This is a genomic window from Arthrobacter sp. P4_H3 (genome assembly GCF_056400885.1).
In genome coordinates, this window is sequence record NZ_JBFUKK010000001.1 from 98,659 (window position 1) to 110,514 (window position 11,856).

An 11,856-nucleotide genomic window follows, 5' to 3' on the forward strand; every position below is an offset into this window, starting at 1 on the left:
CCGCGAGTCCTCTTTCCGAATGTCCCTCCGGTAATCCTTGTTATACGGATAGCACATCACTGACCTCCTCATAGTGAATGCTCCTTAATCCTCCTCCCATTTCCCTCGGCGGTCGACACGTTTTTTGGGATGACAGGTCCGGGGGTGTCGTTCGGCCCAAGACACAGGCGGGGGTTGCACCATAGATTGAACAGCTACAGGTGCGTGAGCACGGGCAGAGCGCTCCAGCAGCAATGGGATGAGGATCTGGCAGGCAGCAGGATCAGTTGGACGAAAGGCAGTGCACATGACGAAGACTACGGGTGTGGCACCAAGGCTGGCGGAAGCGCTTGCCATCGTTTTGGGCACCAAAGGGATCCCGCTCCGGCTTCGCGCCTGGGATGGCTCGGAGGCAGGCCCGGAAGGCGCCCCGGTTCTCGAGTTCCACTCCCGGCGCGCACTGCGGCGCATGCTTTGGTCGCCCGGGCAGCTGGGCATCAGCCGGGCTTATGTATCAGGGGAAATCGATGCCCCCGGCGACGTATTCGCCAGCTTCGCCGCGCTCAGCTCGGCGGGAAAGTTTTCCAAGCCCGGGCCGTTCCCGCCGCTTACCGCGCGGGAAGCATGGACTCTGCTCAAGACAGCGGTCCGGGTCGGCGCAATCGGCCCGAATCCTGCTCCCCCGCCGGAGGAATCAAGGGTGCACCGGCTCGGCGGCCGGCACTCCAAGACCCGGGACGCGGCGGCCATCTCGCATCACTACGACGTCGGCAACGACTTCTACGCCATGGTCCTTGGCCCATCGATGGTCTACTCCTGCGCTATCTGGAACCACCCCGCTGACGGGAACGGCGGACCAGACAGCCTGGAGGCCGCGCAGGAGGCCAAAATCGACCTGATCTGCCGCAAACTGGGGCTACAGCCCGGCATGCGGGTACTGGACGTCGGCTGCGGCTGGGGCAGCTTCGCCCTGCACGCCGCCCAGCACTACGGCGTCGACGTCGTCGGCGTCACCCTCTCAAACGAGCAGGCGGGACTGGCCCGCAAACGCGTGGCCGAAGCCGGTCTGACCGATCGCGTCGACATCCGGGTCCAGGACTACCGCGATGTGGACGACGGGCCGTTCGACGCGATCAGCTCCATCGGCATGTCCGAGCACGTGGGCCGCGAGCAGATTTCACGCTACGTCTCCCAGCTGCACGGCCTGCTGCGTCCCGGCGGCAGGCTACTCAACCACGCGATTTCCTGGAATGCCGGACCGACCAAAGAAGACCCCGACTCCTTCATTCCCCGCTACGTCTTCCCGGACGGCGAAATGCTCAGCCTCGCCGACATGGTCGGGGCGCTTGAGTCCGGCGGGTTCGAAGTGCTCGACGTCGAGGCGCTGCGGCGGCACTATGCGCTGACGCTCCGCGCCTGGGTGCGCAACCTGGAGCGGCACTGGGATGAGGCAGTCAGCGCCAGCAGCCCCGGACGTGCCCGCATCTGGAGGATCTACATGGCTGCCAGCGCACTGGGCTTCGAAGACGGACTCACGGGCGTCAACCAGGTGCTCGTGCAACGCTCCGGCGGAACCGAACCGCCGCTGCGGCGAACCGCATGGATTTGATGGCCCGCGAATCATCGGCAAGCAGTCAGGGGCGCCACGGCGATGGCTGAGAGCATAGGCATCATTGGCGGCGGCATCGTCGGAATCGCAATGGCGCGAGCCCTCAGCACCCGCGGGCTGGCGGACGTCACTGTCCTGGAAAAGGAACAGCGCGTTGCCATGCACCAGACAGGGCACAATTCCGGTGTGGTGCACGCGGGGCTTTACTATGCGCCGGCCTCGCTGAAGGCCCGGCTGTGCCAACGGGGCCGGGTACTTACGCGCGATTACTGCAGGGAGCGGAATCTGCCGTACCGGGAACTGGGCAAGCTCGTCGTTGCCCTCACGGACGATGAACTCCCTGCCCTGGCGAACATTGAAAGCCGCTCCGTCGCGAATGGCGTGCCCGGGCTGCGCCGGCTCGATGCCGGCGCGATGCGCGACGTCGAGCCGCACGTCGCAGGGGTGGCGGCGCTTCATTCGCCGCATACCGCCGTCGTGGATTTTGTGGCCATCACGGAGGCCATGGCCGAGGACATCCGGTCCGCGGGCGGGCAGATCCTGTTCGGGCATAAAGCCGTTGCCATCACCACCGAGCGCGGTAAGGTGCGAGTCACCACCAGCCACGCGGAGTTCATGTTCGATCGCCTGATCGTCTGCGCCGGCCTGCAGTCCGACGTCGTTGCCAGACTTGTGGGCGCATCCGCGGCGCCCAAAATCCTTCCTTTCCGCGGCGAATACTGGGGCTTGTCCGCAGCGAAGCAACATTTCGTCAAAGGCATGATTTACCCGGTGCCGGATCCCCGTTTTCCCTTCCTGGGCGTGCACTTCACCCGCGGGGTGTATGACGCCGTCCACGTAGGACCGAATGCCGTTCCTGCCCTGGCCCGGGAGGGCTACAGCTGGGGCAACGTGTCCCTCAAGGACACTGCCGCGTCGATCCTGTGGCCGGGTGCCGGCGCCCTGGCCAGGAAACATTGGCGGATGGGCGCGAAAGAGATCGCCGCGTCGCTGGTCAAGCCCCTGTATTTCCAGCAGGCCCGCAGGTTCATCCCTGAACTGCAGATGGACGACCTCACGGCGAAGACTGCCGCCGGCGTCCGAGCCCAGGCATGGTCGCTGGACGGTGGCCTCCTCGATGACTTCGCAATCGAGAAGATGGGGCCGGTGACGCTCCTGCGGAATGCGCCCTCCCCCGCGGCAACCTCCGCAATGGCCATCGCCGAACATCTCCTGGAGCACCATGTCCTCTCCCGCAATTGAAGGGCAGTCCGTGCTGCGTGGTTGATGGACAACGGTGCTCCGGCCCGTTAGATTGACGCCGGGGCAGGTTTCCGGCCCGGAACCGCCGGGGAAAATAATTGCAGCCGTCCGGCTGAGCCGAGTACTGCCCCTTGGGGGACCCAATGACAAACAACACGGAGGCCAACGTCAGTGTGGTCCGCGTACGCCAAGGAATATCGCGCATTACCTTGCGGCCCAGCGCCCGGATCACGGAGGAGGACGGTGTCCGCACCCGGGAACAGCTGCTGGCACTGACCGGGGGCTCCCGCGGTGGCGTGTTGCTGGAAATCACAGGAGTGGGTTCAGTCAGCAGGGAAGCGATCGGCGTCTACAGCTCGGCCGTGACAGTCAGCGCCTTCGCCATCGTTGGCAGTACTCCCGTGGACCGCGTCATCGCCCACGGTTTGCTCGGGCTCCCGCTGCCGGCCTGTCCGAGCGAATACTTCACCGACGAGGACGAAGCACTGAACTGGCTCCAAACCGTCAGCGAATGAATTTCCCCACCGCACGGACCGGCGTGTCCGACGGACTGAAGCACTGAAAGAATGGGCGCATGACAGCCATCTTCCTGGTGTGGAACCCGGAGCGCTGGAACGACTGGAACTACACGTCCGTCGTCGAACAGGTTCGCGAAACCGGGCAGTTCCACGTCCGGTGGGACGTTGCCCGCCCGGCAGGCACTCCCGCCGGCGGGGATGCCTGGCTGCTGTTGCGGGGCAAGCATGGGAGGGGCCTGCTCGGACACGGCACGGTGATCCCGGTGCAGCCCTGCGAAGGGGCGGCCGCCGGTACGGCATCCACGCAGCTGATCGTCGCCTTCGATTCGCTCCTTCCCCTCGGCGACCAGGTGGCGCCCGAGGTTCTGAGGGACAGCGTTCCGGAGGTGCAGTGGAACGTTGTCCGCAACGGCCAGGCCATAGCGCTGTCCGCGGAGGCCCGCATCCGTGACTTATGGCAGGTGGAAGGCCCGGCGCCAATCCCGGACTCCGCGTTGCCGGTGCCCGGGACCTACCCCGCCTGGGCCGTCAGCACAGTTGGTGTGAACCGCTATGAACGGAACCCGGAGGCACGACGAGCCTGCATCGCCCACTACGGAACCATCTGTGCTGCCTGCGGTTTTTCCTTCGAAATCGCCTACGGTGAAACCGGCAGGGACTTCATCGATGTGCACCACACGGTGCCGGCATCGCAGCTCGACAGCAACTACCGGCTGGATCCGGTCACGGATCTGGTGCCGCTCTGTGCGAACTGCCACGCCATGGCCCACATCGGTGCGACCACGCCGCGGTCCCTCTCCGAACTGCGCCAGCTCCTGGCCGGCGCCGGCTTCATGCGCGGGCGCACCCTTAGCCCCGGGGAACTGGAGTCCCAACACGAGGCACAGCGGATCCTCGGCCCTGCTCAGGCTGAGCCCGGGTATCCGCCGGTTCCCGGGCCGTAAAGATCGCGCAGCGCGGCAACGCCTCTTCAGCGTGAGGCCTTCAGCGCGTCGCGGACCACCCCGACCAGGGAATTGAACCTGTCATTCGCCGGCAGGTCGTCAATGAGGACCGGCCCCTCGGGGCCCGCAAGCGGGATGCGCCAGTTAGGGTGTTCCGCGTCCGTTCCGGGCTGGTTTTGGGTGCGGGTTTCCCCCACGGCGTCAACGAGGGCGACACCCAGCAGGGCGGACGGCGTCAGGGCGGTGAAGGCGTAGAGCGCCTCTACCGTGCGTTGGACATCGTCCGGCGCATCGGGCAGCAGCCCCCGTTCGCGCACCATGGCCAGCACGGCCTCCTGTTCGGCCAAGGCCTCCGCCCGCTCCTCCTCGACGGGGCGCAGCAGCAGCCCCAGGGATTCGCGGAGCGTGACGTGCTCCCCGGCGAGATATCCCGCCGTCGGGGGCAAATCGTGGGTGTTGACGCTGGTCAGGCAGTGTTGCCGGTATTCCTCGGGCGAAAGCGGTCCGTCTTCGCCGTGTTCGAACCACAGAATGGAGGTACCAAGGATGCCCCGCTCCGTCAGGTAGTCACGGACCCAGGGCTCGAACACGCCAAGGTCTTCCCCGACCACTGTGGCGCCCGCCCGCTGGGCCTCCAGGGCGAGGATGCCGATCAGGGCTTCATGGTCGTAGTAGACATACGTGCCGTCAGCCGGTCCGGCGCCTTCGGGAATCCACCACAGGCGGAAGAGACCCAGGATATGGTCGACCCTGACGCCGCCTGCATGACGGAGTATGGTCCGGAGCATGTCTCGGTAGGGCCTGTACCCTGCAGCCGCCAGACGGCCAGGATGCCACGGCGGCTGGGTCCAGTTCTGTCCCTGCTGGTTAAAGACGTCGGGCGGGGCGCCGACCGTGACGCCCTGGGCGAGCACGCCGTGGAGCATCCAGGCATCCGCCCCGTCCGTCTTCACGCCCACGGCAAGATCATGGACGATCCCGATCGCCATCCCGCACGCCTTGGCCGCCCGCTGCGCTGTGGCCAGTTGTTCGTCGCAGATCCACTGCATCCATCGATAGAACTCCAGCCGGTCCGCCAATGCCTCCCGCATGGTGTCGCAGTACGGGGTGTCCGGTGACGACGCCTCGCCGCGCCATTCGGGTGCCGCGGACGGAAGCCGTTCCGCAAGGGCGCACCACAGCGCGAAGTCATCCAGCCCCTTACCTTCCGTTGCGCAAAAATTCTTGAACATGAGGGCACGGCCGGGGCTGCGGCGGACCCTGAAAATGAGCTCGAGCGCGGCGAGTTTTGCTTCGTAGCTGGAATTTCGGTCCAACAGGCCGTCGGCCGTATTGGCGGAGTGCAGGCCGGCCGCGCTGTTCCCGATCGCGGCCCGGGACGCAGGATCGAGGTACCCGTACTCCGGTACGTCCTCAACGCGGATATAGAGCGGGTTGAAGAAACGGCGCGTGGTGGGCAGGTACGGTGAATCTTCAATGGGCGGCCGGGGCTCCCCCGCATGCAGTGGATTCACCAGGACAAAACCCGCACCATCGTTGCCTGCAATCGCGGCAAGGTCAACGAGGTCTGAAAAGTCGCCGATGCCCCACGACCGGGACGACCGCACCGAATACAACTGGGCGGTAAGGCCCCAATGTCGCTCCGACGCCAGGTGCCGGGCAGTCTCCAGCCGTTCGGGCGTGATGATCAGCGCACACTCTGCCCGCTCCCCGTCGGCGTCGGCATGCAGGGTGTGCCAGCCCAGGGGCAAACCGCCGGGAATGGCGAAAGCAGCCCTCCCTGTCAGGACGCCTTGCACGTCCCTCGGCGCCTGCCAGTCTTCACGCTGCTCCGCGTCCACGCGGTTCCCGTCCTCAGTCACCGCCCACACATTGACGCCGGTACCGTGCGGCACATGAACGGCAATATGGATTTCCCTGCCTTCCCTGGCAACGAGCGACGGCGGCAGCACGCGCGTCCACGGCTCCAGTTCCGCGGCACGCAGGGCGCCTTGAAGGTCCTCCACCGTCTCGGTTCGATCCCCCAAAGCGGTCAGCACGCTCCGCAGCGTGCTGGCCGCAACGGGATGCGCAACGCCGTCCCAGCCGCGGAAGGAGGTGCTCACGCCGCGGGCTGCCGCCAGTCTCCGGAGCAGTTCGTCGTCAATGTCCATGTGGTCCTGTGCCGTTACATCCGCCATGGCCCTACTCTATGGGCTAGCCGACCCGCGGCAAGGGCAGGCCCGGCCCCCATTTTTCCAACCGTCGGTGACCTCGGGAGCGGATACGGTTAGCCATGCCCGCTTCCCCGGCGGTGCGCATGCTCTTCGCCCACAAGCTCGTGCAGCCCTGAAACGGCTTCGGCCAGGGACAGTTCGGGCGAGGCCACCACGAATGGCATGAGGAGCCGGTTCTCTTTATCCAGATGCAGGGCAAAGATGCGTTGAATGGCGCCGGCGGCTACCGCGGCCCTGACGCCCCTGGCGCCGCGGAACTCCTCCACGAGGGCCACGATCACCTGGTGCTCTGCCAGCATGCCTTCAACCAGCAGCCTTCCCGCCTCGGATTTCCGCGGCCCGCCATAAAGGGGGCCTTCTTCGGCGAGCGCATGGGGCACCAATTCGTTCTCGCACCACTCCAGCAGCACTGCGTGGGCATCATGCTCGGCCGAGGCGTCATGCTTCTCCACGGAGCTCGTGAAGGCGTCAGTGAGCGCCGTGAGTCGTCTTAGCATGCTCGCGTGGTGCCTCTCCACGGCCTCCAGGGCTTCGGCCTCTGCTGCGGGGTCCTTCTTCGACGGATCGTTCATGGTCTCTCCCGGTCTCATGCGCGCCTGCCGTCCGGCGGGCGGGCCTCTCACCGGGCAAGAACTGGCGTTACGCACTTTCACTCTACGGAGGCACGGCCCTGCGGCAAGGGGTCTTTGGGCCTGACTACATCAGGCCGCTTTCGACTCGCTGCCTGGACCGGGCTAGCCTTGGACACTATGGTCGACGTCGAGAGATTCAGGATGCTGCTGGAAGAGGAGCGTGCCCGGAAGGCTCTGTTGCTACCGGCCCTCCGTGCGGACATTAGCTCCGCCAATGCTGCACGCCAGGACTCAAACGTCGACGACGAACATGATCCGGAGGGCTCCACCATCGCCTTTGAGCTCTCCCAGGCCGCCGCACTGATGCAGCAAAGCAGCGCCACGCTCGTGCAGGTCGAGGCGGCATTGGGACGGATCGCAGACGGCAGCTACGGCTACTGCGAAATCTGCGGGGCGCCCATAGCCGAAGGCCGGCTCGAAGCCCGCCCCTGGACGCCGTACTGCATCGACCATGCCGGCGGAACGTTGGGCCGGAAAGCATGACGGACGTTGCCGGTTCGCTGTGGCAGCGGATTCTGTCGGGATTTTCACAGTCCCCGTCCCCGCAGGTGACTGCAATGGAACTGATGCTGGTCATCCTGGTTGCCACGGCCTTATCCCTCCCCAAGGGGTCCTGGCGGTACTTCGGGCTGCTGGCCACCGTCACCCACGAGCTTGGCCACGCGTTCGCGGCCCTCATGACCGGGCAACGCCTGGGAGGCATCAGGCTGAGCCTGGACCACTCCGGGACAACCACCACGTACAGCAGGGGCCGCTTCCCAGCCATCTGGTCGACGTTTTGGGGCTATCCGGTACCCGGCGTCGTCGGATCCGCCATGGTGTGGTCTGGTTTCAACGGCTGGGGCCCGGCGGCGATGTCTGTCGGCACCCTGATCCTGCTGGGCTCCTTCCTGTTCATCCGCAACGCCATGGGGCTCCTGATCACGTCTGCAGCCGTCCTTGGCTCAGCGCTCCTGGTGCTGTTCGTTCCGCCTGAATTCACCGCCCACGTGGTGATCTCCCTGGGGCTCGCCCTGCTCGTCGCCGCCGTCCGTGACCTGGCCAAACTCTCCAACGTCCATCTGCGGCGCCGGGACAGGCTGCCCACGTCAGACGCCCACCTCCTCTACCGTGCAACGTCCGTGCCCTCAGCCATCTGGATTCTGCTATTCGCCGCCGTCGTTGCGGGTTCCTGGTGGGTGGCCTGGCAGCCGATGGCCCAAGTGCTGTCGGCTTTGCCGGGGCTGGCGCGGCAATAGGGTGGAAGCATGACTTCCGTTTCCCGCGCTGCAGCCGAACATCGATCCGACCCCGGGTCCAGCACCAGAGGGTCCTACGTCACCGGCGGAGAAGAATTCACCCGGGACACCAACTACATCGAGGACCGGATAACCCGCCACGGCACCCCCGGACCCAACGGCGAACCCGGCTGGCCGGTGGAGGCGGGCAGGTACCGCCTCATCGCAGCCCGTGCCTGCCCGTGGGCAAACAGGACGGTAATCGTCCGGCGGCTGCTGGGGCTTGAGGACGCCATTTCCCTCGGGCAGCCCGGTCCCACTCATGACGCACGGTCGTGGACATTCGATCTGGACCCGGACGGCGTCGACCCGGTGCTGGGGATCGAGCGGATCCAGGACGCCTACCTCCGGAGGTTCCCCGATTACCCCCGCGGAATCACCGTGCCGGCGATCGTGGATATCCGGTCAGGTGAGGTGGTCACCAACAACTTCCCCCAGATCACGCTGGACTTCGCCACGGAGTGGACAGCGTTCCACCGTCCCGGGGCACCCGATCTCTACCCGGAACATCTGCGCCGGGAAATCGACGAGGTCAACAGAAGAGTGTTTACCGAAATCAACAACGGCGTGTACCGGTGCGGCTTCGCAGGTTCCCAGCAGGCCTACGCCGCCGCCTACGCACGCCTCTGGACTGCCCTGGACTGGGCCGAAGAGCGGCTTGCCGGGCAACGGTACCTGGTGGGCGACACGATCACCGAAGCGGACGTCCGCCTGTTCACAACCCTCGTCCGGTTCGATGCCGTTTACCATGGCCACTTCAAGTGCAACCGCCAGAAGCTCAGTGAGATGCCGGTCCTGTGGGGTTACGCCCGGGACCTGTTCCAAACGCCGGGTTTCGGCGACACCATCGATTTTGTCCAGATCAAACAGCACTACTACATCGTTCATGAGGACATCAACCCCACCGGAATCGTGCCGCAGGGACCGGATCTTTCCGGCTGGCTGACCCGGCACGGCCGGGAGGCGCTTGGCGGGCGTCCCTTCGGAGACGGCACCGCGCCCGGCGCCGTACGCAGCGGCGAAGAAGTTGCGCCGGGACACGGCGCCCGCTGATCGCCGCTGTCATCCGCCCGCCCCGCTAATGTTGAGCCATGCCATTCTCGTCAGGATTTGCCGCGCCCGAATACCAAGCGGTCCGGGCTCTTTTTGAATCGTTCCTCGGGGATGATCCGGAATACAGTGCCCAGCTCGCCGTCTACCGGTCAGGCAGCAAGGTGCTGGACCTCAGCGGCGGCCCGCACCTGGCTGCCGACTCCATCACGGGTGCCTATTCCTGCACCAAGGGCGTGGCGGCGTTCGTCGTCGGCCTCCTGGTCCAGGACAGACTACTTGACCTTGACCGCCCGGTGGCGCACTACTGGCCGGAGTTCGCGGCCCATGGAAAAGGCGCAGTCACCGTCCGGCATGCGCTCTCCCACCGGGCAGGGCTGCTTGGCGTTGAAGGCGGATTCGCACTCAGTGAATTCACGACGGCGGACGCGGCCCGCAGGCTCGCGGAAGCCGCTCCCCTGTGGCGTCCCGGTGCCACATTCGGTTACCACGCCCTGACCATTGGGATCCTCATGGAGGAGCTCTGCCGCCGCGTCACCGGCAGCACACTGCAGGAACTGTACGATGCCCGCATCCGCGTGCCCTTCGGCGTCGACTTCTTCCTGGGACTGCCGGAGGACCAGGAACCCCGCTACCGGGACGTGCTGTACGACGTCGACCCCCTCCAGCCGTGGCTGGATCCGCTGGGACTCGATGGCCTGAACGGCAACGCCGCCGTCAGCACGGTCATGGAACTCCCCAACCACAGGGTCATCCGCGAGCACGGCATGAGCAGCGCCGGAGGCGTGGGATCCGCCGACGGCCTCGCACGCCTGTATGCCGCCGGCACCACCGGCGTCGACGGCGGCGACGGCTTCCTTTCGGCAGAAACCGTCCGGACCATGTCCGAGGAACAGGTGTGGGGCCTGGACCGCGCGTCGGGCCTCGACAACGCTTTTGCCATCGTATTCATGAAGCCGCATCCCAGCCGGAATTTCGGCAGCCACCGTGCGTTCGGCCACGAAGGTGCCAACGCCGCGCTCGGCTTCGCAGACCCCGCCTACGATCTCGCCTACGGCTACATTCCCGGGAGGCAGGAGGAAGGCCGCACCCCCGGCAGGGCACACCGACTGGCCTCCGCGGTGAGGCAGGCAGCAGCCACGGCCCGGCATGTACCGGCTACCAAAACCTACTCGTGAGTAGGTTTGTCCACTTGTAGCACCATCAGGACCCGCTTAGGGTGAGGCCAAATGGAAATCGCAAAACAGCAAGATGAAGCCAGCCCATCGCGGACCGGCAGGATATGGCAGTCCGTGCGGGACAGCGTGGCCGCTGCCCTCTCGGGCCCCCGGCTGCAGCTGGCAGCGAAGGCAGGCCTCGCGGCGGGCCTGGCCTTCCTCATTGCACCGCTGATGCCCGGCGCCGCAGCCCAGTACCCCTACTACGCCCCGCTCGGCGCCCTCGTGGCGATGTACGAGAACGTTTCGGGTTCCATGAAGCAAGGCGTGCAGACGCTGGTGGGGCTGGGGCTCGGAATTGGCCTGGCGTTCCTGCTGGTCAGCTTCAGCGATCCGTCGCCGGTGACGGTGGCCGTCGTGATGGGGCTGGGCGTCCTGCTGGCCGGGCTGCCGCGGCTTGGAGCCGGACGCGACTGGATTCCGACGGCGGCACTGCTGGTCCTCCTGGTGGGGGGCGACAACCCGGACGATTTCTCCTTCGGCTACCTCCTGCAGATGGGCGTGGGTGTGGTTGTGGGCATCGCCGTCAACTTGCTGGTCTTTCCCCCGCTCCACTTCAAGGCCGCAGCCCTCAGCCTCGCCGAACTCCGGTGGGCGCTCGCCAAGCAGCTCGCGGACATGGGGGCAGCCCTGCGGGAAACCTGGCCGCCCGAACACGAGGATTGGGCAGTGCGTTCGGAGGCGCTCGCCCAATCGGCACGGGCGGTTCGCGCTGCCGTCCAGAAGGCTGATGCCAGCAGGCAGGCCAATCCACGGCGCCGTCTCCACGACCACGACCTGGACCGGGATTACAGGGACCTCAGCGGCCTGGAAAGCGTGACCTTCCACATCCGGGATATGACCGAAGTCCTGTCGGACGTCATTTGGGACAAGGACGTCCCCTTCGTGATCCCGCTTCCCTACAGCGAGCCCCTTGCTGATGCGCTGGAAGCGGTCAGCGAGGTGATGAGGTCCATGGAGGACGAGCATCCGGACAAACAAAACGAGCTGATTGCCGCGGCCAATTCCGCCGTGGACACCCTGGCCGGGCGGATGGCCTCCGATGACGTCAACCCGCAGGCCCCGAGCGCGGCCGAATCCATTGTCCTGAACCTGCACCGTATCCTCCGTGCGGTCACTGCCGGGCAGTCCTGAGCCGAGGCGGTAGCGGCGGCCAGGATTAGCCACCGCGT

The 11,856-nt window shown here is 66.1% G+C and carries 11 protein-coding genes; 9 read left to right on the forward strand and 2 right to left on the reverse strand.

Annotated elements, in window-relative coordinates:
- Nucleotides 1-286: 286 nt before the first annotated feature.
- From AC1DRE_RS00485 to AC1DRE_RS00500, 4 genes are all read left to right on the forward strand, one after another.
- Nucleotides 287-1,588, forward strand: coding sequence for a class I SAM-dependent methyltransferase (locus tag AC1DRE_RS00485; RefSeq protein ID WP_476982860.1), 1,302 nt, complete (start codon nt 287-289; stop codon nt 1,586-1,588).
- A gap of 42 nt (nt 1,589-1,630) precedes the next feature.
- Nucleotides 1,631-2,830, forward strand: a complete 1,200-nt coding sequence (gene lhgO / locus AC1DRE_RS00490) for an L-2-hydroxyglutarate oxidase (protein WP_476982861.1) — start codon at nt 1,631-1,633, stop codon at nt 2,828-2,830.
- 143 nt (nt 2,831-2,973) lie between these two features.
- On the forward strand, nt 2,974-3,345 hold the full coding sequence (locus AC1DRE_RS00495; protein ID WP_476982862.1) for a SpoIIAA family protein: 372 nt from the start codon (nt 2,974-2,976) through the stop codon (nt 3,343-3,345).
- Nucleotides 3,346-3,404: 59 nt separating this feature from the next.
- Nucleotides 3,405-4,292 carry an HNH endonuclease gene (locus AC1DRE_RS00500; RefSeq protein WP_476982863.1) on the forward strand — a complete coding sequence of 296 codons (888 nt, stop codon included), beginning with the start codon at nt 3,405-3,407 and terminating at the stop codon, nt 4,290-4,292.
- Between the two features lie 26 nt (nt 4,293-4,318).
- Here AC1DRE_RS00500 and malQ read toward each other — a convergent pair whose 3' ends face one another.
- Nucleotides 4,319-6,472, reverse strand: coding sequence for a 4-alpha-glucanotransferase (malQ, locus tag AC1DRE_RS00505; RefSeq protein WP_476982864.1), 2,154 nt, complete (start codon nt 6,470-6,472; stop codon nt 4,319-4,321).
- Nucleotides 6,473-6,561: 89 nt separating this feature from the next.
- Nucleotides 6,562-7,080, reverse strand: coding sequence for a hemerythrin domain-containing protein (locus AC1DRE_RS00510; protein WP_476982865.1), 519 nt, complete (start codon nt 7,078-7,080; stop codon nt 6,562-6,564).
- A gap of 177 nt (nt 7,081-7,257) precedes the next feature.
- Between AC1DRE_RS00510 and AC1DRE_RS00515 the strand changes: the two genes are divergently transcribed.
- Genes AC1DRE_RS00515 through AC1DRE_RS00535 form a run of 5 tightly spaced genes read left to right on the forward strand, consistent with a single transcriptional unit; the run spans nt 7,258 to nt 11,818 of the window.
- Nucleotides 7,258-7,623 (forward strand): TraR/DksA family transcriptional regulator, encoded by a 366-nt coding sequence (locus AC1DRE_RS00515; RefSeq protein WP_476982866.1) that lies wholly within the window; start codon nt 7,258-7,260, stop codon nt 7,621-7,623.
- The gene (locus AC1DRE_RS00520; RefSeq protein ID WP_476982867.1) at nt 7,620-8,378 is read left to right on the forward strand and encodes a M50 family metallopeptidase; all 759 of its coding nucleotides are present in this window, start codon (nt 7,620-7,622) and stop codon (nt 8,376-8,378) included. Before AC1DRE_RS00515 ends, AC1DRE_RS00520 begins: the two co-directional genes overlap by 4 nt.
- Before the next feature lie 9 nt (nt 8,379-8,387).
- Entirely contained in the window at nt 8,388-9,470 is a 1,083-nt protein-coding gene (locus tag AC1DRE_RS00525; RefSeq protein WP_476982868.1) for a glutathione S-transferase family protein, read from the forward strand.
- Between the two features lie 38 nt (nt 9,471-9,508).
- The gene (locus tag AC1DRE_RS00530; RefSeq protein ID WP_476982869.1) at nt 9,509-10,645 is read left to right on the forward strand and encodes a serine hydrolase domain-containing protein; all 1,137 of its coding nucleotides are present in this window, start codon (nt 9,509-9,511) and stop codon (nt 10,643-10,645) included.
- A gap of 51 nt (nt 10,646-10,696) precedes the next feature.
- Nucleotides 10,697-11,818 (forward strand): FUSC family protein, encoded by a 1,122-nt coding sequence (locus AC1DRE_RS00535; RefSeq protein ID WP_476982870.1) that lies wholly within the window; start codon nt 10,697-10,699, stop codon nt 11,816-11,818.
- Nucleotides 11,819-11,856: the final 38 nt, after the last annotated feature.

What these genes read in the sequence shown, in the direction of transcription:
- AC1DRE_RS00510 (WP_476982865.1), bottom strand. Translation starts at nt 7,080, where the DNA reads ATGAACGATCCGTCGAAGAAGGACCCCGCAGCAGAGGCCGAAGCCCTG.
- malQ (WP_476982864.1), bottom strand. Translation starts at nt 6,472, where the DNA reads ATGGCGGATGTAACGGCACAGGACCACATGGACATTGACGACGAACTG.
- lhgO (WP_476982861.1), top strand. Translation starts at nt 1,631, where the DNA reads ATGGCTGAGAGCATAGGCATCATTGGCGGCGGCATCGTCGGAATCGCA.
- AC1DRE_RS00500 (WP_476982863.1), top strand. Translation starts at nt 3,405, where the DNA reads ATGACAGCCATCTTCCTGGTGTGGAACCCGGAGCGCTGGAACGACTGG.
- AC1DRE_RS00520 (WP_476982867.1), top strand. Translation starts at nt 7,620, where the DNA reads ATGACGGACGTTGCCGGTTCGCTGTGGCAGCGGATTCTGTCGGGATTT.
- AC1DRE_RS00485 (WP_476982860.1), top strand. Translation starts at nt 287, where the DNA reads ATGACGAAGACTACGGGTGTGGCACCAAGGCTGGCGGAAGCGCTTGCC.
- AC1DRE_RS00515 (WP_476982866.1), top strand. Translation starts at nt 7,258, where the DNA reads ATGGTCGACGTCGAGAGATTCAGGATGCTGCTGGAAGAGGAGCGTGCC.
- AC1DRE_RS00525 (WP_476982868.1), top strand. Translation starts at nt 8,388, where the DNA reads ATGACTTCCGTTTCCCGCGCTGCAGCCGAACATCGATCCGACCCCGGG.
- AC1DRE_RS00535 (WP_476982870.1), top strand. Translation starts at nt 10,697, where the DNA reads ATGGAAATCGCAAAACAGCAAGATGAAGCCAGCCCATCGCGGACCGGC.
- AC1DRE_RS00495 (WP_476982862.1), top strand. Translation starts at nt 2,974, where the DNA reads ATGACAAACAACACGGAGGCCAACGTCAGTGTGGTCCGCGTACGCCAA.
- AC1DRE_RS00530 (WP_476982869.1), top strand. Translation starts at nt 9,509, where the DNA reads ATGCCATTCTCGTCAGGATTTGCCGCGCCCGAATACCAAGCGGTCCGG.